The following is a 21,713-nucleotide window of genomic DNA, read 5'->3' as shown; positions in this document are numbered from 1 at the left end:
ATTATAATCTCTTTTTCCCGCTTATCTGTAAAATTTATTTACTTATAGCACTCCTGGAAATTACTTCATCAAGTTCAGCTGTGCAGAGCATAAATTACTGCGTCAGATGTTCCTGACGTACGTTAATTTACATCTCAGGAACCGGTGTCGGTCTGGATGAATCCCACACTTCAGATACATCAAAAAGATCGCTTAACATATCCGGATTGTAATACATTCTGTATCCGTCCAGGTTTCTTCTTCCCTGTCTGAAATATTGACTTGTGATCTGTACAAAGTACTGGCTGGAATCCACGTTGCAGAAATAGCGATATCCGCGGCTCTTATAATACTCATATTTAGCATTATCAGAAGTGTATCCTTCCCAGTCACCGATATCTGCGCCAAAGGCAAAAATGATCATATCTGTTTTTCCAAGAATAGGTGCTACATACTTTTCCCATTTCTTGTTATCTGTTTTCAGCTCGGCTGCTGTAGATGTTGTAGCATTTCTGTGCCCCCAGGTGTGGCTTGCAAATTCCCAGCCATCTTTCTTCATGGCTTTTGCCACTTTTTTGGCTGCTTTTACTTCTTTATCATAATCAAAATCCGGATTAGCCTTTAGAAAAGCCTTCTGATCGTCCTGCAGGTTCTTTCCGGTCTTATAGGCTCCGTCTGTACGATATCCCAGAACACCGTTATAGCCGGTCATAGCCAGGATTCCTTTTCTTCCGTGATAGGAAAAATCCGGATGCTCTTTGATAAAGGAATCCAGGATCGGCACAACATCATAATCACCGGTCACTGTCTTTCCGTCTGCCTTCGTATATTCACATTTGATATCTCCGTTATCATCGATCACAAGCTTTGATGCAAATCCGTCATCATCCATGTAATGATAGTAGCTGACATCATCTTCTGAGAGAACAAACGGGATCTTGCCCTCTGGAAGCATGATCTTGCCTTTACTCATAGTTCCGTCGTCATTCACAACTGCCATATCATGAGGACTTACCAGAACATACCCCTTATCATACATGATCTGGAGCATCTTTTTAAATTCACTGACTGTAGTCATCATCTGGTTATATCCGGCTTCATCGGAATCTCCGTCAAAAGCCCTGTTTGTATCCACGATCAGGGAATGAAAAAATATATGGGTGATCTTCTCCAGCGGATATTCCACGCAGGCATCTCTCTTCTTCATATAGGCTGCTGCTACTTCCTGCATCTTATCACTGGTTGCAAATTTCCAGTTGTTTTTCAGGGTTGAGATCGCACCTGTATAATCATACTGCTGCGCCAGTTTTTTGGCTTTTTTGAGAAGTGCTTTCTCATCTGAAAGTGTGCTGGAAGAGGTATCTTCGGATGCCTCGCGTTTCTGTGTTTCTTTCTCTGCTTTTGCCTCTTCTTCCGGTGTCTCGGCAGCTGCCGGCTGATCTTCCGGATCTGCTGCTACTTTCGCCTCTTCCTCATCCACCTCAGACTGTGTATCTTCGCCGCTTTCAGCTTCTGCCTCATCTGCCTGTGTATCTTCGTCTTCCTGTGATTCTGCTGCCATACTGCCAACCTGTGTGGTAACAGGTACATTTCCTCCCACAAAAAGCGATGCTGCAAGTACTGTTGTCAGTACACCTGCAATTTTTTTCTTCATAATAATAGTAGCCCCTTTCTTTAATGTCCCCTCGTTGCTGTACAGATAAAAAATTTATCAGCCCATTGGCGGTACCGGCGTAGGTCTTGCCGGATCAAAAACATCTTTTGCATTAAAAAGATCTTCCAGAAGTTCCGGATTATAATACATTCTGTATCCATCCAGGTTTCTTCTGCCCTGTCTGAAGTATCTGTCCCGAATCTGCACAAAATACTGACTGGAATCCACATTACAGTAATAATTGTATCCCTGACCTTTCAGATATTCGAATTTATCGCCGGAGTAATCTTCAGCATCAGTAATATCTGTCCCAAAAGCAAATATAATGATATCCGTTCCCCCGATCAGCGGATCTACATTTTTCTTGAATTTCTCGGTATCTGCCTGAAGTTTCTCCAGAGAGATCTGACCTACATTCTGGTGGCCCCAGGTATGGCTTGCAAATTCCCAGCCTTCAGCCTTCATGGCATCTGCCACTTTTTTTGCACCTTCGCGCTCTTTTTCCAGACTGAAATCCGGATGTTCATTAAGCCATTCCACTTTGTTGTCATCCAGGTCAGCCGGCCGGGTCTCATAACTCTCATCTGTTCTATATCCCAAAATTCCATTATATCCGGTAAGCGCAATGATTCCCTTGGCTCCTCTGTATGAGAAATCCGGATGCTCTTCCACAAAACGGTCGATCAGCGGTACCATGTCATAGTCGCCCACGGATATGCTTCCATCATCTTCCACATATTCATTGCGGATCTTCCCCTCATCATCCACAATTAATTTCGTGGCAAAACCGTCGCCATCCATGTAGTGATAATAACATACGTCATCCTGAGAAAGAACAAACGGGATTTTACCCGGCGGGAGAAGGATCTCACCTTCTGTCATATTGCCGTTTTCATCTGCCTTTGCCATATCCTTGATGCTTACCATAACGTAGCCTTCATCATACATGGTCCGGGTGATCTTGTTAAACTCATCAATAGTCGTCATTACCTGATTGTAATCTGCTTCTTTATAATCTCCATCAAAGGCTTTGGACGTGTCTTTGATCAGTATATGATAAAAAACATGGGTCACTTTTTCAAGTGGCCACGCAGTACAGGTTGCTTTGGTTTCTTCGTATTTCTTTACTGCTGACTGCAGCTTTTTACTGGAAGAATAAGATGAATCTTTTTTCAAAAGAGAAATCGCTTCATCGTAATTATACTGCTGTGCAAGGATATCTGCCTGCGCAAGGATATCTTTTGCTGCTGAATTTTCTTTGGAATCTGTCGTATCTTCTGCGGAGTCCTTCTTCGCTGAAGTTCCGTTTTCTGTTTTCGCACTGGCAGAAGTGTTATCCTGCCGGGATACGGAAGATTTTTTTCCATTACAGCTGTTGATTCCTGCGGAAATACCGCCTATCACAACTACAAGTGCCACCCCCATAGCAATCAGCCGTTTCCTTCGTTCTCTCTGCAAACGTTTTCGTCTTCGCGCGATCATACGTTTACGCCATTCTTCATACTCCGGGGTTCCCATTTCCGGGCGTGTTCCCCTGGGCTTTTCCTTCTCCATTTCGTTTTCCTCCATATCCGGTTTATCCAGATTGCTGATTTATATCTTGACTATAGTTATGTCCTGCAATTTTCACACCATACATTGTGAATCACATCACAGTCATTATAACTTGTAAACATTTAAATTTCCACCGTTCCCGGTGTCTTTTTAACTTTTTAATTGCCTTTTTCCTGAAACAATGCTAAAATGATGTTTACGTAATGTAACCGATTGCGAAACAAATATACATACAGGGGGATTCTCAAATGAGTACAGTTACCATTGTTCTTCTGGTCATCCTCGTTATTCTGATCGCAGCATTAGTCGCTCTCTATTTCTTCGGAAAAAAGGCTCAGAAAAAACAGGACGAACAGCAGGCTCAGATCCAGGCTAACAAGCAGACAGTTTCCATGCTGGTCATCGATAAAAAACGGATGCCTTTAAAAGATTCCGGACTTCCGCAGATGGTCATCGACCAGACACCTAAGCTTATGCGCCGTTCCAAACTTCCGATCGTTAAAGCCAAAGTTGGTCCGAAGATCAGCATTCTCATTGCAGATGAAAAAGTTTTCGATCTGATCCCGGTTAAAAAAGAGATCAAAGCAGAAGTCAGCGGTCTCTACATCGTTGGTGTTAAAGGAATCCGCGGTTCACTTGAAACTCCGCAGAAGAAGAAAAAAGGCTTTCTCGCCAGATTTCGTAAATAATGTAAAATCCGAAAAATTAACCGCTGTGCACTGCAGGATATATCATCCTCAGGTGACACAGCGGTTTTTTATTTCTTCGCCAGATGGATAAAATCACTCTTATCCGCTATTTTGGGGTTTTATAAGACAAAATCCTTACAGTCCCTCGGCTGTACCTGGATCGCCAGATAACAGTCTGCCACATGCTCCTCATTCATATCAAGTGCATAATCCGCCTTCATATGAATATCCTCCTCACTCTCTGTCAGCTCCAGATTAGTGGCTGCGATCCCCATCTGAAGTGTTCCATACGGAGTGGTGTAATATGTCATGTTTTTCTTGCCCTGCTCAAATACCATATGTACATTGACCAGACCTTTCTTGCTGACTTCCAGACCTTTCCCGGACATTTTTATGTAGTTGATAGTAGGCTCTGAACTCTCATCCAGAATCTCCTCATATCTGAGATAATGGAAACCATTGCGGAAATAATACTGTCCCGGAACAACGATCTCGATCGGCTCCTGATCGCTCTGGGCATCCATCATCTGAAGTCCTCTTACATGGATCAAAACTTCTTTCTGCATTTCTCTTTTCTCCTAATACTTATACTGCTTACTTCACTTCGTGAACAGTAACTTCAATACTTCTCAATATCAATCTTCTGCGTTTTTTCTACGTTGTAAGGCAGGATCGAATTGGCAAAATCTTTAAATTTCTCAGCCAGATCACTTACATAGAAGCGATACGGAAATTCCTCTTCCACCGTCTCATCGCTTGCAAGCCCCATATCTGCCAGAAGCTTGCGAAGCTCCAGTGCAGTCTCATAAGCCGGATTCACCAGACGCACTTCCTCTCCCATGATCTTACGGATCGTAGAACGAAGAAGAGGGTAATGAGTGCAGCCAAGGATCAATGTGTCGATCTCCTGATCCTGAAGCTCTTTGAGATATCTTCTGGCCACTTCCTCAGTGACCGGATCATGAAGCCAGCCCTCCTCAACAAGTGGGACAAACAGCGGACATGCCTTGCCGATCACTGTGATCTCCGGGTCCAGTTCTTTCAGATAGGAAGCGTGGATACCGCTGCCTACTGTTCCAACTGTACCGATAATTCCTACCCGCTTATTCTTCGTCTCCTGGGCAGCGATCCTTGCACCGGACTCGATCACTCCTATAATAGGAATATCCAGCTCATCACGAACTGCATCCAGGGCAAAAGCACTGGCTGTGTTGCAGGCTACCACAATAGCCTTGACCTTCTGCTCCTGAAGAAAATGGATGATCTGGCGTGAATAACGGATTACCGTCTCCCTGGATTTACTTCCATATGGAACTCTCGCCGTATCTCCAAAATATACTATTTTTTCGGAAGGGAGATTGCGCATGATCTCCCTGGCTACTGTCAGCCCTCCGATACCGGAATCAAACACACCTACCGGTGCATTTCTATCTATATTCATTGATCTTTTCTCCTGAATTGATTAATCGTTAGATTATTGTATCACCAATCAAGAGCTTTCGCAAGCCAGAAGGAAAGCTTCACAGGCTTAGTTTCATCGGTATCCTCGCCTTTTTCAAAACAGAATTCCGGGTAGATAGTTCCCCACCATGCGTAGAGCTGCGGATTATAAAACTCCGGTATATTATGTGTGTTATCTGCTGTATTTTTCGCTATACTTCCTGCATTGTTCTCTGAGCCGCCGGAGCCCCATGCTCCAATATAATCTGCACATCCAGCTGTAATAGTCAGGATCACTGCTACCACAGCCAAAGCCCTCAGTATTTTCCTGAATCTGCTGCTTATTTCAAGTCTCTCTCCGATCTTCCTCATCAGATCTTCCCCCTGCTTTTCTTTTTCCTTAAGGTATCTCAATTATTCACCAGATCCTCTGACTTTATTCACTATTTCCGTAATCTACCTCCAGAAGATCACCGTCCACCCACACAGAAGGAAGCCACGGCAAAGTCCCGTCTTTATAAAACTGATGATACACTTCCCGAAGAGTGATTCCCTTTTTCTGCTGCCCGGAAGTCCGGTTTTCCTGGATTCCCTGAAGGTATTCCCCTACAGAACTTTGCTGCGCACCTTTCCAGCGAAAAACTTCAGAAAGCATCTGCGTGCGGAACACATAAACATCCTCTCCCACATGCTCCTCCTGTTTCAGATAATGGACAAAAGCCACCCGATTCTCTTCTGTGAGCATATTTTCATCCAGGATCACAACCTGTAGATGACCAAGATCCGGATATTTTTCCTGGGAACGATTGTAAATCTTCTCGATCTCATTAAAATCCGCTCCTGCAATAGTCAGAACTGACACAGGATCTTCATCCGGCTTTTCCTGTCCTGTGGTGACATTCATGTCAGGCATTGCATATTTCAGCATAAATCCCTTCTCCAGAGCTCCTGCTCCCAGAGCAAGTGGATAGATTCTTTTTTCCGGTTCTACGGCAGCACATCCTGTTCCGGTCAGACATACTGCCAGAAACAAAGCTGCTGCTGCCACTTTTTTTCTTCTGTGTCCGTATTTTCCCATGCTCAGAAGTAGCTGTATCACAAGAAGTCCCGGCACAAAAACATATCCAAGATAACTGCCATAATAATCTCTGATCCCGTAACCATTCCAATTATATACGGAAAGAATCCAACCTGCCGCAGGGATCCAGTATCTCCCGGTTCCCAGCTTCGTTCCGGCCGCGATCTGGTTCCCATAATGAAACAGACTTCCCATAGAAAAAAACAGCCCAAATACAAGAAATCCCATCCAGATCACATCGAATCTGGCCAGTACATTTCCCGGAAGATCTGCCCCATCCAGAAGCGGCAGGATGGGATACACCTCCGTAAAAAGTCTCTCACGCCCAAACACTGCCGGAAGAAGAATCTGCATTCCAAGTACAACGCCGCACACTGTAAGCAGCCCTGAAATCAGCGGTTTCCTTGCACTTCCCTGTTTTTCTACTTTATCCAGGGCAAAAGGCAAAAGCCCCACCCCGGAAAAAGCACTTAAAAGCCTCCAGGTGCTGCCCATCCATTCTTCTCCTGAAAATCCACTGCTTTCCCCAGTCCAGACTTCAAGAAAATATTCCGTTTTTCCCTGACCTGCACTTAAGATCATCAGCAGGATTATTCCTGCCAGAAAAAATCCTCCTGACACTTCTGCGATCCTTCCACGACGCTGCATTCCCCGATGTGTGCCAATGCTGCAGGCTGCCACTGCCAGAAGAGAGAGATATTTTCCGGAGATACCGCTGATCAGGCTTGACGGAACCACCTGTGCCATGAGGTCTGCAAGAAAAGCAGCACTTAAGATCACATATACCAGGAAGAAAAGTCCAATAAACCGTACAGTAATGTTTCCAGCCGTTTTTTCCATCTCACTGTATGCAGGCCCTAACCTGATCAGCCAAATCACATAAAACAGAAGAATAACTGCCGCTGTCACAGTCCCCGCCACCGCACTTTTTCCGATCATGGAGCCACCCTGGAACAGACACAGCAAAAACGGTGCCGGAAATACCAGTATGATCTGTCTGAAAAGCTGCCTGTGAGAAATCCTGTTGTTTTCTGCGAACCTCATACACCTTTTCCTTTCTGCCGCCAGGCCAAAGTTCTAAGTCTTCTTTTCTGGTCACTGCGCGCATAAAGCGGACGGAATTTTCTTTTTCGGAAAGGGAGCCTCAAGATCCTTCCCCCGGTTTCCGACTCTCCGTTTTTTTCCACGAAAGGTACCAGGTATGGGACACCAAAACTTAAAAGTCCGGCTAAATGTGCAGCTGTGAGATACAGCCCCAGCACAATCCCAAAGATCCCCAGATATCCGCCCAGAAACAAAAACACATATTTTAAAAGCCGGAATGCAGAAGCAAATTCTTCATTTGGGATTGCCAGGGAACCAAGTGCAGTCAAAGCTACAATGATAACCACCACCGGGCTTACCAGGTTTGCCTCCACTGCTGCCTGTCCGATGATCAGGCCTCCGACAATACCGATGGCATTTCCAAGTTCCCCCGGAATCCGCACCCCAGCCTCCCGGATCAGCTCAAATGAAAGCTCCAGAAATACAAGCTCCACCACACTGGAAAAAGGCACACCTTCCCTTGCCTGGGCAAAAGAAAGGATCAGATTTGCAGGAAGCACCTGTGTATGAAAACGGATCACAGCCAGATAAAGTCCCGGAAGAAGCGTTGCAACAGCCATGGCCAGATACCGCAATACCCGCAGAAACGATGTCATCTCAAAACGATTGTACCAGTCTTCACTGCTTTCCATGAAGCTGTTGAAAGCTCCCGGAAGTACCAGTGCCACAGGCGAGTTGTCACAAAGCAGAACTGCTTTTCCATTAAGAAGTTCCTGTGCAGCACGGTCAGGCCGCTCCGTTGTCTGAAACTGCGGAAACGGTGAATACCAGGCTTCTTCGGTCAGCTGCTCCAGCATGCCGCTGTCCAGAATTCCGTCCACTGTAAAGAATTCCAGACGCTCTTTGATGGATTCCAGAAGTTCCTCATGTACAAGGTCATCCACATATAATAACTGGACTACTGTATGGGAACGCACACCTATATCCTGCTGTTCCACTTTCAGCCTGGTATCCCGAAGCCGCTTTCGTATGAGAGCCGCATTAATTTTTACTCTGTCGCAAAAGCCCTCTTTGGATCCTCTGAGGACTTTTTCCGTCTCTGCCTCGGATACATCAAGGCCAGGATATCCCCTGCTGGATATTTTCATGGCTTTGTCATAGCCATCCATAAAGAAAACAGCATTTCCCGCAAGCATTGCAGAAAATACTTCCTCCATGGTAGATAATTCTTCTGCATCAGCGATTCCAAGACTGTTTTTCCGGATAAATTCCCGGATCTTTTCTGCCGGTATTTCCCAGAAATGATTTACCATTTTTCCAATGGCAGAATCATCCAGCATCATATTGGAAACTGTAACCTCGATATAGACCATAAGACAGTTTACCTTGTGGCCTTCTCCAAGAACCATGGGCCGGATCAGAATGTCATCGCAGTTTTCACAGCGTTTTCGGATGTAAGTTTCGTTCTCGTGGAGCAATGCTGATATTTTTCTGTCTTCCACAAATACCCCCTCCTTTCCAGGCATCCATACACATATGATCAAATAAATTACCATATGAAAAAAGAGAGATGTCGTCCTGACATCTCTCTTAATATCTCCATGTATCTTATTTTTATTCTTTCTTCTTGTCCTCTTTCGCTTCGTTCTCTGCGCGGATGGTGCGAATGATGGCCTTCCTCTGGTTCTCCAGATGATTGAAGGAAATCTCCTGAGCTCTCTCCACATTTCCATCACGGATCGCCTTCACCAGTTCCTCATGCTCATTGACAAGAAGGTTTCTTGTCTGCTCTTCTTTCAGATATTCCACACGGTAGCGGTACATCTGCTCTCTTAAATTATTCAGCACCTGGTTCAGACGTTTGTTATCTGATGCCTGGTATATGATCTCATGAAAAGCAACGTCTGTCTCGGCAAGACGTACCAGATTTCCCTCTGCCTTGGTTTTCTCAAATTCCTTGGCTGCCACCCAGAGCCGTCCCAGCTCTTCCTCTGTGATCAGCTTGCAGGCTTTCTCTATGGCAACATTCTCAAGGGCAATACGCACCTCCAGAACATCGTTGAGATCTTTCTCCGTGATACTTGCAACCTGGGCTCCTCTTCTCGGGATCATCACCACCAGCCCTTCCTGTTCCAGCTTACGCATGGCTTCACGGACCGGAGTTCTGCTCACACCCAGCCTCTCCGCAAGGGCGATCTCCAGAAGTCTTTCTCCAGGTTTCAGCTCGCCCTTCAGGATTGCCTGCCGCAGAGTGTTAAAAACAACATCGCGAAGCGGCAGATACTCATTCATATCCACAGAAAAATCACTTGTCATCCGTAAATCCTCCATCCCTGTTGTAAATATCTGTAGCAAATACTGTCTTCGCAAGGCCGCTCCTTCGGAGGCTCTTTGCTGCAGCTGCCATCTTATCCCTGTTATCAAAAATTCCAAATACAGTAGGACCGCTTCCGCTCATCACTGCCTTCAGTGCACCCTTTTCTTCCATGAGAGTCTTGATATCTCCGATCACCGGATACTGTCTTATGATCCCCGGCTCAAAAACATTCTCCATTTTGGAGGCCATTGCATAGAGGTCTCCCTTCTCAATATCCCCGATCATTCCATCGATATCCGGATGTTTCCCGATCCCGGCAAGGTTCAGATTCTCATATGCTGTCTTCGTGGAAACATTGATCCCCGGCTTACCTATGAGAACATAGCACTTCGGAACTTTCGGAAGACGGGTCAGCTTCTCACCGATCCCTTCTGCCAGAGCTGTTCCACGCATGATACAGTACGGAACATCTGCTCCTACTTTCACTGCACGTTCCATCAGCTGTTCTTCGGTAAGTCCCAGACGGAACATCCGGTTTACCCCTACGAATGCAGCCGCTGCATCAGAACTTCCGCCTGCCATTCCGGCTGCCACCGGAATAAACTTGCGTAGCTTGATGGAAAGTCCTTCTTCAACACCAAACTCCTCCATCAGCATCTCTGCTGCTTTATATACAAGATTTCTTCTGTCTGCCGGAATAAAAGGAAGATTCGTTGTCAGCACGATTCCAGGCTTTTTTGTCTTTCGTATATCAAGGATATCATACATACGGATCGTCTGCATGATCATGCGCACTTCATGATAGCCGTCTTCTCTCTTTCCCAGAACATCAAGTCCGAGATTGATTTTTGCCATTGCTTTTAACCGCATATGCCCCTCCATTTGTACTTTGTATACAGTATTTATACTTATATTTTATATGATTTTTACATTCTTTTCAACAGCAAAATATTCCAGCTTTTTTTCGTTTCCGATAGTTTTTCTCATTTGATCTGACCTTCTACTTTTTTCACCACAAGGATCGGAGTTCCCGGTGAAAGCTCCTGATTTTCGTTCAGTCCGTTCAGTTCTCTGATTTCCTCAACAGATGTGTGGTATCTTCTTGCGATATCCCAGAGTTCATCTCCTGGTTTCACCATATAGATCAGGATTCCCGGCATTGCCTGGATCTTTTTCATATCCAGAGGTTTTTCTTCTACTTTATCTATAACAAAAACTTCTTCCTTACTGACAGCCAGAAGATTTAAGCCGACAGACGCACGGATCTCGATCTCATTTCCATCTGCCATTGCTGCGGAAAGCTGCTCCAGTTCCGCTTTTAACTGATACGTGCTGTCCTCACGGATTCCACGCGCCTCCACCACATAAGTAAACGGCAGCATGGCTTCCATGGAATAAAACGGCATGCTGTCATTTCCGATGATATACAAAATCTTCAGCATCACCACTCCCTGGGCTTCCACGCCATTTTCCACGATCCTGGTCTTATCGATCTTCACTTTTCCCCGGCTGTGACAAAGCTGGAGGATTTTTCCCTGTGTCTCCTTGACCTGGATCCGCTCACTGAGCCTGCATCTGGAAAAATTTCTCACAAGAAGCCGGTCCAGAATTTCCGTCTTTCCTTCCGGAATACATTCACGGACAGGTGTATAGATGTCTGTCACTAGTTCATATTCTTCCTCCCGGAAAAATTTCATATCCAGCTCCAGCACTACATCTGAAACAAAAATCCTCTCCTCGCCATCTGCATCCGGCTTTGCTTCCAGGCTCTGGTGCATCACAGATACTGTGATATCCGGGATCAGTTCTTCTGTGCAGCCAGTGCATTCCACCTCGCCGGAGAAAGGCATGGAATATTCCAGCCACTGCACAGGTGCCTCCGTATCCTCCGACTCATACAGCACAAAAACAGACAGCTCCCCCCTGGCTTTTACTGTATTTTCCCCGGATTTCAGCTCCAGTCCCCTTATATCCATGGTGTACCAGATCAGTCCTGAAATATCCGGCCGATTGGAAGCAATGGTGTATTCATCCTTGATCCGCAAGGTGTCTTTTTTATGTACGCCAAGTCCCAGAAAGCGGATCTGTTTTTTTCTGGCAGATACATCAGGTGTATCCAGTGCAACGGGTATCCTGATCTGATTCGTCTCATCCACAGCTGCGCAAAAAGTTACCAGTGCTTTGATATTCAGCTTCCTGGAATGGATCAGACGGATCGCAAGATCTTCAATCTCCCACTTCAGGCACATTTTATCTCCGTTTGTGATATTTTTCAGATTCAGAGTTTCCTCAAACGGAAGTTTTACAGTAAGACTGCTGACAATTCCGCTCTCTTCCCCCACATAAAGCACATCTGCTTCCAGATTTCCGGTGAGGATCCCTTTTCCATCTGTGAGACGTACGTCTTCCATTATAATGCGTCCTTTATGCTGGATCAGCCTGCCCACATCCGGCTTTGCATCCGGCACATTAAAATCCTCGTCAAAGGTGATCTGGCTTCTTGCATGGCTTTTTTTTCTTAACACCTGTATGCTTTCTTTTTTTAATTCCACTGCCTATTCCCCTTTCTCAGATCCGCTGTCTGCCTTTCCCTCCCGGAAAACCACCGGTTTCTTCTGGGGTTCTGTTTTTATGACAATACATGGATAAGAAGGAACTCCGGCCTCATTAAGATCTTTCGGGCCAATAAGTCTTGTAACAAAAAAAAGCCCGTTTGAGGAGGCTCCCAGTTCTTCCACCTGAATGCTGTATCCTCCGCTCATCTGTCGTCCGTAGCCTTTTGCCAGGTACAGGGTCTCTCCCATTTCATAGCTCAGCTGAAACTCTTTTTCTTTTTTTTCATTCATGATCTCATCCAGAGCCGCAGGAATATCCTGGCGTTCCACCACTGTATAATCAACCGGTTTGCGTTCTTCTTCCTCGATCCGGATAAGACCGCAGCCGGATAGTACAGCTGCCAGTACCAGGATTGCAAGCAGACAAACTGCTTTTTTCATAATGCGCTTCTCCGTTTTTTCGCATTACTCAGTATTTATTCTATGTAATCAGGAAAAGATTTATTGCAACTATCTGAAATTCTTCGTATAATAAAAAAATACCACGGCCATTTTTAAAAAGCCGTAATGTGTTCAAATACAGAAAGGACAAAAGATATGATTCGATTTATACTTGTATGTATCACAGTGATCGGATATCTGGTGCTGACGATCCCGGTTCTTCTTATAGAATGGATCATCGGGAAATTCGCCCCCATGAAAAAGGATATCAGCTCCCTGCGCATGGTACAGGCCATCTTTAAGTTTATCCTGTGGCTTACAGGAGCCAGGGTAACTGTGATCGGTGAGGAGAATGTCCCCAAAGATCAGGCCGTTCTCTATGTTGCCAACCACAGAAGCTATTTTGATATCCTGCTCACATACAGCCGCTGCCCGGGACGTACCGGCTATGTAGCAAAAAAAGAAATGGAGCGTTACCCGCTGCTCTCCAACTGGATGCACAATCTCTACTGTCTCTTCCTTGACAGGGAAGATATCAAGCAGGGACTTAAAACCATCCTCCAGGCTGCCGACTATGTGAAATCCGGCATTTCTGTCTGCATCTTCCCCGAGGGAACCAGAAACAAAAATTCCGATGAGCTGGATATGCTGCCATTCCATGACGGAAGCTTTAAGATCGCAACCAGGGCAAAAAGTCCTATTATCCCTATAGCGATCAGCAATTCCGCCAATATCTGGGAGGCCAATTTTCCCAAAATGACACCTGTACATGTTGTCATTGAATACGGCAAACCGATCATCCCGTCTGAGCTTGACCGTGATACACAACGTCATCTTGGTGCTTATACACAGAATATCATCAAAGAAATGCTTATAAAAAATAAAGAGCTGGTGTAATTCCAATGCACAGTCCCCTGTCTGACAGGGGCTGTGCCGGATCACACCGGCTCCTTTTTTATTTATGAATGGATTTTTTTATTCGGTTTTTTCAGGAACGTCTGTTCCCCCCCCCCGATCATAGGGACCTTATCTATGTATTCTTTTCGGAGATCTTCGGACATTGTCTTAAATAGCTGTTCTTTCGTTTTCTCGTAACCCTCAAATTCTGATGTTGCACTTCCTTTATCCTCAGTTTCCACACGTTCTTCTGCCATTGTAAGCATTTCTTCCTTCAGGCGGCCCTGAATATCTGTCAGGCATTCCAGAAGCAACGGATTAAAGGTTCCGCATTCTCCGTTCAGGATCATCTCAACAGCTTTCTCATGAGAATAGGCTTTTTTGTATACACGATCGCTGATCAGTGCATCATATACGTCAGCCAGAGCAACTACCTGTGCGGAAATCGGGATCTCCTCACCTTTCAGGCCGTCCGGATAACCTTTTCCATCATAACGCTCATGATGCCATCTGCAGATATCATGGGCAATCCGTACCAGTGGCTCATCTTTATAATATTCCAGACTCTCAAGCATGGAGGCTCCAATGACGCTATGGGTCTTGATGACCTCGAATTCTTCATTTGTCAGCCTTCCGGGTTTATTGAGGATCTTGTCATCAATACCGATCTTTCCAATATCGTGAAGTGCAGATGCTGTAACGATCATCCCGCGCACAGCTCCGGAAAGATCATATTTATCCGTCTTCTGGATCAGTCTCTCAAGAATCAGTTCTGTAATAATGTTAATATGCAGTACATGCGCGCCGCTCTCTCCATTACGGAACTCTACGATCTGGCTCAAAATACTGATCATCATTCGGTTGTTCTTCTCTTTCTCGTAAATCTGATCTGCTACAAGAAGAAGAAGTCTTCGCTGTTTCGCGTAAAGTGTGATGGTATTGTATACACGTCTGTATACGATCTGTGCATCAAACGGTTTCTTGATATAGTCTGCAACTCCCAGGTCAAACGCACGCCTCACATAGGATACGGAATCCTCTCCTGAGATCATAATTACCGGGATATCTTCGATCCAGTTACGCTCATTCATATAACTCAGCACACCGAATCCGTCCATTACAGGCATGACAAGATCAAGAAGCACAAGGGAAATTTCCGTCTCGTACTGTCTCAGAAGACTGATCGCTTCTTCTCCATTGGTAGCTTCCAGAATATCATAATCTTCGCCAAGCATCTCCGAAAGGATACAACGGTTCATTTCAGAATCATCTACAATAAGAATGGTCAGCCTGGTCTTATCCCGCATAAGGAATTCCTCAGAATTCCCTCCTCCCTTAATCTCATTATCGCTGATAACTACCATATTCTTACGTGTCTTGGCCTGATACATAAATTTATCCGCTTTTAAAACCGCTTCTCCAAGTGTCTCATTGCATGACAGCACGCCACCAATACTTACGGAAAGTTTCAGCTGGGAATAACCTGGAACTCTGGCTGCATGAACTTCCTCCTTAATCTCTCTCAGTTTCTTGGTGAAATTATCGATATTAATATCCGGGATCAGAAGCAGGAACTCATCTCCGCCAAAACGGATAACCTTATCATTCTTACGAACATGGCGGCGAATGACATCTACTACTGTTTTCAGTGCTTTATCTCCTGCATCATGACCATATGTATCATTATAAAGTTTAAAATCATCCAGATCCACCATGGCTACTCCGGCAGAACTCTCCAGATTTTTCACCTTTTCCTCATAGTATCTTCTGTTAAAAACTCCTGTCAGAACATCTTTGTACAGTGCATCTGCATATCCGCTGAGTTCAGCCAGAAGATTCTCCTTATCCTCAGCATCAATGATATCATCTCTTTCCAGGCTGTTGATCATTTCCATAACATATGGTACTTCATCGATCTCCAGGTATCTGGCAATAACCTGATAGACTTTTGAATCTACGATCTCTATTTTTGTTTTCTGACATTTCTGCTCAAATGCCTTCCTGGAAATGCAATTGTCGCATTGATTAGTTTTACCCCATATCGAATAACACTGACATGGTTCTTCCACACCCCGGCCTGTTTCCAGTGTTTCTCTGTCCAAAAAGCGCACAATAGAAAAAACCTGCTCCAGATGCTGCTTCATTGCCAATGCTTCCTGCATTGTCATTGTTTCTTTTATCCCCATTATTCTTCCTTTGCCTTGTTTACACATAGTATTCCATCATGTTTTTCAACACATCTATGATATCATTATTTTTTTTCAAAGTATAGTAAGAAATATAAAAAAACCATATCTCATGTCCATTTTACGACATGAAATATGGTTTTATCAAAATCTGATAGGTTTCTGCGGCTCATAAATATCCGCCCGAATATTTTCTATGATCAGTGAGTACCTGCACCCAGGATCTTCTCCGCATTTTCGATCCGATCTTTTGTCGGTGGATTGATGCCTTTCAACGGATAGTCAATGTGAAGATTTTCCCATTTGAAGATTCCCAGGGTGTGATATGGAAGAACTTCTACTCTTTCAACGGTCTTAAGTGTACCGATAAAATCAGCCAGGCGGTGAAGATAATCGTCACGGTCATTACGCTCCGGCACAAGCACATGACGGATCCACATTGCAATCCCCATATCAGAAAGCTTCTGTGCCATGGCAAGGATATTTTGATTGGTACATCCTGTGAGGATCTTATGCTGCTCCTCGTCAATGTGTTTAATATCCAGCATGACAAGATCTGTATATTTCATCAGCTCTTCCCATTTCTCATGCCATGGGCCTTCTTCTGTGTAAGGATTGCCGCTGGTATCAAGAGTTGTGTGGATTCCCTGTTTCTTGGCTTTCTTAAAAAGTTCAATAAGAAAATTGATCTGCAACAGTGGCTCGCCTCCACTCACAGTAATACCGCCCTTACTTCCCCAGTAAGAGCGGTATCGACAGGCTTTTTCAAGCAGCTCATCTGCTGTGTACTCCGTTCCTGTTTTCATTTGCCAGGTGTCCGGATTGTGGCAGAACTGGCAGCGCATGGCACAGCCGCTCAAAAAGATCACATACCGGACTCCTGGTCCGTCAACAGAGCCGAAGCTCTCCAGTGAGTGGACGTAGCCAGTGATTTTTTTCTGGTCGCCCATATTTTTTATTACATCCTTTCGTGGCAGGTTCTTGCGATAACGTCAAGCTGCTGCTCTCTTGTAAGGTCGATGAACTTAACAGCGTATCCGGAAACACGGATCGTGAAGTTTGCATACTCCTCTTTTTCCGGATGCTCCATAGCATCGATAAGTTTCTCTTTACCGAATACGTTTACATTGAGGTGATGTGCCCCACGGTCAAAATATCCGTCAAGTACATTTACAAGGTTCTCTGTACGCTCTTCCTCTGAATGGCCAAGTGCATCCGGGTTGATTGTCTGAGTATTGGAGATTCCGTCAAGTGCATCCTCATAGTCAAGCTTTGCAACAGAGTTCAGGGAAGCAAGAAGTCCGTTCTGCTCTGCGCCGTAAGACGGGTTAGCTCCCGGTGCCAGAGGCTCGCCGGCTTTTCTTCCGTCCGGAAGAGATCCTGTAGCTTTACCATAAACAACGTTGGATGTGATGGTAAGGATGGATGTGGTTGGCTTGGAATCACGATAGGTATGGATGTGTTTCAGCTTCTCAAGGAATGTGGAAAGCAGAGTGGTTGCGATCTCGTCTGCTCTGTCATCATCGTTACCATAACGTGGGAAGTCACCCTCAACCTGGAAGTCTGTTGTGATTCCGTCCTCATCACGGATTGCTTTTACTTTTGCATATTTGATAGCGGCAAGGGAATCTACTACATGTGAGAATCCGGCGATACCAGTTGCGAAAGAACGGTCAACCTTTGTATCGATAAGTGCCATCTCAGCTGCCTCATAGTAGTATTTATCATGCATGTAGTGGATCATGTTCAGTGTTCCGACATACAGATGTGCAAGCCAGTCCATCATCTGATCATATTTTGCGATTACTTCGTCATAGTCAAGATACTCGGAAGTGATCGGCTGGTACTGAGGTCCTACCTGCTGTTTTGTCTTCTCATCAACACCGCCGTTGATCGCGTAAAGAAGGCATTTTGCAAGGTTTGCACGAGCACCGAAGAACTGCATCTCTTTACCTGTCTCTGTAGCAGATACACAGCAGCAGATGCTGTAGTCATCGCCCCATACCGGGCGCATAACATCATCGTTCTCGTACTGGATGGAACTTGTTGTAACAGAGATGTCTGCTGCATATTTCTTGAAGTTCTCAGGCAGTCTTGAAGAATAGAGAACTGTAAGGTTCGGCTCCGGAGCCGGTCCCATATCCTCAAGTGTATGAAGGAAACGATAGTCGTTCTTTGTTACCATGGAACGTCCGTCCTGTCCCATACCTGCTACTTCCAGAGTTGCCCATACCGGGTCACCGGAGAAGAGCTGGTTGTAAGACGGGATACGAGCGAATTTAACCATACGGAATTTCATTACGATATGGTCAACAAGCTCCTGTGCCTCTTTCTCTGTAAGAGTTCCGTTCTCAAGATCTCTCTCAATATAGATATCAAGGAATGTGGAGATACGTCCAACACTCATTGCAGCTCCGTTCTGAGTCTTGATCGCTGCAAGATATCCGAAGTACAGCCACTGGAATGCTTCCTTTGCATTCTTAGCCGGCTGGGAAATATCAAAGCCATAGATCTGAGCCATTTCTTTCATCTTCTTCAGAGCGCGGATCTGATCTGCGATCTCCTCACGAAGCTGGAAGTCATAACGTCTCATACCCTGACGGTCGCATGCTGCGAAGTCTTTCTCTTTACCTGCGATCAGGTAATCGATTCCGTAAAGAGCTACTCGTCTGTAGTCACCTACGATACGTCCACGTCCGTAAGTATCCGGAAGTCCTGTAAGGATCTTGTTGTGACGTGCTCTCTTCATCTCTGGTGTGTAGATATCGAATACACCCTGGTTGTGTGTTTTGAACTCATAGTTGTTGAAAACATCTTTGATTTTGTCGCTTACATGGTATCCGTAAGTCTCACATGCCTGCTCTGCCATTTTAATTCCGCCGTATGGCATGAAAGCACGTTTCAGAGGTTTGTCTGTCTGAAGACCTACAACCTGCTCCAGGTCTTTGAGCTCCTCATCGATATATCCAGGACCGTATGCTGTAATTCCTGTTACTACCTCTGTCTCCATATCAAGAACGCCGCCTTTTGCACGCTCTTCTTTCTGAAGCTCCTGAAGTTTGCCCCAGAGTTTATCAGTTGCCTCTGTTGGCTCTTCCAGGAAGGAAGCATCTCCATCATATGGTGTATAGTTCATGCTGATGAAGTTACGAACGTCGATTTTCTCTTTCCAACGATCGCCTTTGAATCCGTTCCACTGCTCGAAATTAACTTTTGCCAATTTGTTGCACATCCTTTCTCTGTTCTGTCTTAATCATTATTCGTTCACTGCCCGCGCAGTTAGTAATATATAACATTTCTCATGACGACCATAAGATAACAGATTCAGATTTCAAAGTCAACAGATTAGATGTATGTTCTTTATAATATACAAGGGAATGTACTATTGATAAAATTAATGAGAAAATTGTACCAGATATTGTACAATGTCGGGCGTCTGACGTACGCTCCTGGGCGGAGAGCCTGTGTCTTCTGACGGATAGTTTCTTTCCAGGGGGACACTTGGGCAGTGGGGCTCTTTCCCTTTCGGAGGGGACACTTTGGCGTGCCCGGAGGGGTGGGGTGTGGGGAGGGGAAACGGGCTTCGCAACTCCGAGTGCCTCCCCTCCCCACGAATTTCCCCGTTTTTTCAAAACAGAACTTTTTTACCCCCAAAAAACCTACAATACTTTGGAAAGAAACTCCTTCGTCCTTTCCTCTCGAGGATTCCCAAACAGTTCTTTCGGATTTCTATCCTCAAGAATCACCCCATCATCCATAAAGAGCACTCTGTCGCTTACCTCCCTTGCAAATCCCATCTCGTGGGTAACCACCAGCATGGTCATGCCTTCTTTTGCAAGCTCTTTCATAACCTCAAGAACCTCCCCGACCATCTCAGGATCAAGAGCTGATGTTGGCTCGTCGAACAGAAGTACCTGGGGATTCATTGCCAGTGCTCTGGCGATAGCAACCCTCTGCTTCTGTCCGCCGGAAAGCTTTCCGGGATAAACATCCGCTTTCTCTTCAAGCCCGACTCTTTTCAAAAGAGCTCTTGCCTTCTGGTCAGCTTCCGCTGCATTCCATTTGCCAAGGCGTACCGGTGCAAGGGTGATATTTTTTAATACTGTCATATTGGGGAACAGATTAAAATGCTGAAAAACCATTCCCACATTTTCTCTGAATTTATCTACATCCAGCTTCGGATCCAGGAGCTGCTGTCCGTTTACGGTGATCTCACCTTCCTCCGGTTTTTCCAGAAGATTCAGGCAGCGCAGAAAAGTAGATTTTCCGGAGCCGGACGGACCGATGATGCAGATACACTCACCTTTGTTTACATGAGTTGTGATTCCCTTTAATACGTGTACATCCCCGAAGGATTTTTTCAGATTTTTAACATCAATCACTTTCTCTCAGTCTCCTTTCAAATCTCTTCAGCAGAAGGCTCAGGCACTTCACGATCAGATAGTACATGATACCTGCAACGATCAGCGGTATGAACATCTGATAAGTACGGGAAGAAACATAGCTTGCCGCCTTTGTCAGATCCATGATACCCACATAGCCCAAAATAGAAGTCTCTTTGATCAGCTGGATAAACTCGTTACCCATTGCCGGAAGGATGGTTTTTACAGCCTGCGGAATGATAATAAAACGCATGGTATCTTTATATCCAAGGCCCAGCGAACGTCCTGCCTCACTCTGACCTTTGTCAACAGACAAAATACCTCCGCGGATAACCTCGGAAACATACGCACCACTGTTGATACCGAAGCTGACCACTGCTGCCACATATCCAAGCCTACTGTGGAATACAGCAAAATAAATGATCATCAGCTGAAGAACCGACGGTGTTCCGCGGATCACATCAACATAAATATCCGCGATCGTGGAAAGAATGGTTCTTCTGCCTTTTTTCGCAGCTCCAAGACGTACCAGAGCCACCACAAGACCGATCAGGATACCTACGACCACTGACAAAAGGGAAACGATCAGCGTGATCCCAAGACCATTGATATAAAACTTCCAGCGGTTATCCTGAAGGAAAATAAAGCTTAAAAGTCCCAGAAAACCATCTGTTGCTGCTACATCTGTCACATCCTCACTGTTTTCAACTGTGTCTACAAAATACTTCTGATAAAGATCATCATATTCCCCTGATTTTTTTACTTTTGCAAGCCCGTCATTGATGATCTGGACAAGCTCTGTGTTTCCTTTTTCAATACAGAAAACAGTATCCTCTGCTGTGCTTGGCACAGACTCATACTGCAGATCTGAATTCTGTTTACAGTAAATTTCAGCCATGATATTGTCGATCAGAACTGCATCTGCTCCACCGTTTTTCAGCTCCATGACTGCACTGGAAGCGTTTTTAAATCTTTTTACTTTGGCATCCTTAACTTCACCGTAATCAGTAGTCTCGCCGGATGCGATCATATCACTCTGTGCACCCTCCAGAACTGCAACTGTTTTTCCGGACATCTCCTCAAAATTCTTGATTGGATTATCCTTACGGCTTATGATACACTGTGTACCGGTATAATAAACATCGGAAAAATCAACACTTTTTTTACGATCCTCAGTAGGTCCGATTCCGGCAGCGATCACCTGTACATCTCCGGCCTCCATAGAACCCATCAGGGAATCGAAGGGCATATCCTTCCATACCAGCTTCACGTTTTCTTCTTTGGCTATCGCCTCCAGAAGATCGTAATCAAAACCTGTAATATTTCCATCATCGTCCAGGTATTCAAACGGCGAATACTCTGCATTCGTTCCTATGATGATGGTCTGCTGTTCTGCCGCTTTTACTGCCACTGCACTGCTGAAATATACCGGCAGAGCCATGATCATGCACAGTACAAAGCAAATAAGAGCTCTGCTTTTTCCATTGCGTCCCATTA

Annotated in this window: 18 protein-coding genes; 2 read left to right on the top strand and 16 right to left on the bottom strand. The window is 45.1% G+C overall.

Features of this window, described 5'->3' with window-relative positions; all coding sequences use genetic code 11:
* Positions 1 to 127 precede the first annotated feature (127 nt).
* Complete coding sequence (locus HFM85_RS07565; protein WP_173737675.1) at positions 128 to 1,633, bottom strand: polysaccharide deacetylase family protein; 1,506 nt, start codon at positions 1,631 to 1,633, stop codon at positions 128 to 130.
* Between the two features lie 57 nt (positions 1,634 to 1,690).
* Positions 1,691 to 3,187 (bottom strand): polysaccharide deacetylase family protein, encoded by a 1,497-nt coding sequence (locus HFM85_RS07560; protein ID WP_243251597.1) that lies wholly within the window; start codon positions 3,185 to 3,187, stop codon positions 1,691 to 1,693.
* Between the two features lie 248 nt (positions 3,188 to 3,435).
* Here HFM85_RS07560 and HFM85_RS07555 point away from each other — a divergent pair, with 248 nt between their 5' ends.
* Entirely contained in the window at positions 3,436 to 3,876 is a 441-nt protein-coding gene (locus HFM85_RS07555; RefSeq protein ID WP_173737674.1) for a hypothetical protein, read from the top strand.
* 119 nt (positions 3,877 to 3,995) lie between these two features.
* On the opposite strand, the gene HFM85_RS07550 is transcribed toward HFM85_RS07555, so the two are convergent.
* From HFM85_RS07550 to HFM85_RS07510, 9 genes are all read right to left on the bottom strand, one after another.
* Positions 3,996 to 4,442, bottom strand: coding sequence for a DUF1934 domain-containing protein (locus HFM85_RS07550; RefSeq protein ID WP_173737673.1), 447 nt, complete (start codon positions 4,440 to 4,442; stop codon positions 3,996 to 3,998).
* A gap of 53 nt (positions 4,443 to 4,495) precedes the next feature.
* Positions 4,496 to 5,317 (bottom strand): glutamate racemase, encoded by an 822-nt coding sequence (gene murI, locus HFM85_RS07545; RefSeq protein ID WP_119239410.1) that lies wholly within the window; start codon positions 5,315 to 5,317, stop codon positions 4,496 to 4,498.
* A gap of 41 nt (positions 5,318 to 5,358) precedes the next feature.
* Positions 5,359 to 5,688, bottom strand: coding sequence for a hypothetical protein (locus HFM85_RS07540; RefSeq protein WP_173737672.1), 330 nt, complete (start codon positions 5,686 to 5,688; stop codon positions 5,359 to 5,361).
* A gap of 64 nt (positions 5,689 to 5,752) precedes the next feature.
* Positions 5,753 to 7,438, bottom strand: a complete 1,686-nt coding sequence (locus HFM85_RS07535) for a GerAB/ArcD/ProY family transporter (RefSeq protein ID WP_173737671.1) — start codon at positions 7,436 to 7,438, stop codon at positions 5,753 to 5,755.
* A complete protein-coding gene (locus HFM85_RS07530; RefSeq protein WP_173737670.1) occupies positions 7,435 to 8,964 on the bottom strand; it encodes a spore germination protein in 1,530 nt (509 codons plus the stop codon). Before HFM85_RS07530 ends, HFM85_RS07535 begins: the two co-directional genes overlap by 4 nt.
* Positions 8,965 to 9,052: 88 nt before the next feature.
* Entirely contained in the window at positions 9,053 to 9,754 is a 702-nt protein-coding gene (locus tag HFM85_RS07525; RefSeq protein ID WP_119239407.1) for a GntR family transcriptional regulator, read from the bottom strand.
* Positions 9,744 to 10,625, bottom strand: a complete 882-nt coding sequence (ispE, locus tag HFM85_RS07520) for a 4-(cytidine 5'-diphospho)-2-C-methyl-D-erythritol kinase (protein ID WP_173737669.1) — start codon at positions 10,623 to 10,625, stop codon at positions 9,744 to 9,746. Before ispE ends, HFM85_RS07525 begins: the two co-directional genes overlap by 11 nt.
* Positions 10,626 to 10,738: 113 nt before the next feature.
* Complete coding sequence (locus HFM85_RS07515) at positions 10,739 to 12,307, bottom strand: DUF3794 and LysM peptidoglycan-binding domain-containing protein (protein ID WP_173737668.1); 1,569 nt, start codon at positions 12,305 to 12,307, stop codon at positions 10,739 to 10,741.
* Positions 12,308 to 12,310: 3 nt separating this feature from the next.
* On the bottom strand, positions 12,311 to 12,751 hold the full coding sequence (locus HFM85_RS07510) for a protease complex subunit PrcB family protein (protein ID WP_173737667.1): 441 nt from the start codon (positions 12,749 to 12,751) through the stop codon (positions 12,311 to 12,313).
* A 156-nt stretch (positions 12,752 to 12,907) separates the two neighbouring features.
* Here HFM85_RS07510 and HFM85_RS07505 point away from each other — a divergent pair, with 156 nt between their 5' ends.
* The gene (locus tag HFM85_RS07505) at positions 12,908 to 13,648 is read left to right on the top strand and encodes a lysophospholipid acyltransferase family protein (protein ID WP_173737666.1); all 741 of its coding nucleotides are present in this window, start codon (positions 12,908 to 12,910) and stop codon (positions 13,646 to 13,648) included.
* 62 nt (positions 13,649 to 13,710) lie between these two features.
* Here HFM85_RS07505 and HFM85_RS07500 read toward each other — a convergent pair whose 3' ends face one another.
* The 5 genes from HFM85_RS07500 to HFM85_RS07480 form a co-directional block, all read right to left on the bottom strand.
* Entirely contained in the window at positions 13,711 to 15,834 is a 2,124-nt protein-coding gene (locus HFM85_RS07500) for a diguanylate cyclase (RefSeq protein WP_173755597.1), read from the bottom strand.
* A gap of 200 nt (positions 15,835 to 16,034) precedes the next feature.
* Positions 16,035 to 16,784, bottom strand: coding sequence for a pyruvate formate-lyase-activating protein (gene pflA / locus HFM85_RS07495; protein ID WP_173737664.1), 750 nt, complete (start codon positions 16,782 to 16,784; stop codon positions 16,035 to 16,037).
* An 8-nt stretch (positions 16,785 to 16,792) separates the two neighbouring features.
* Positions 16,793 to 19,054, bottom strand: a complete 2,262-nt coding sequence (gene pflB, locus HFM85_RS07490) for a formate C-acetyltransferase (RefSeq protein WP_243251594.1) — start codon at positions 19,052 to 19,054, stop codon at positions 16,793 to 16,795.
* A 439-nt stretch (positions 19,055 to 19,493) separates the two neighbouring features.
* Entirely contained in the window at positions 19,494 to 20,216 is a 723-nt protein-coding gene (locus tag HFM85_RS07485) for an ATP-binding cassette domain-containing protein (protein ID WP_173737662.1), read from the bottom strand.
* Positions 20,209 to 21,711, bottom strand: coding sequence for an ABC transporter permease subunit (locus HFM85_RS07480; protein ID WP_173737661.1), 1,503 nt, complete (start codon positions 21,709 to 21,711; stop codon positions 20,209 to 20,211). The genes HFM85_RS07485 and HFM85_RS07480 overlap by 8 nt, the downstream gene beginning before the upstream one ends.
* Positions 21,712 to 21,713: the final 2 nt, after the last annotated feature.

The organism is Blautia schinkii, from assembly GCF_013304825.1.
GTDB classification, from domain to species: Bacteria; Bacillota; Clostridia; order Lachnospirales; family Lachnospiraceae; genus Blautia_A; species Blautia_A schinkii_B.
This window is presented reverse-complemented; position numbering and strand designations above follow the sequence as displayed.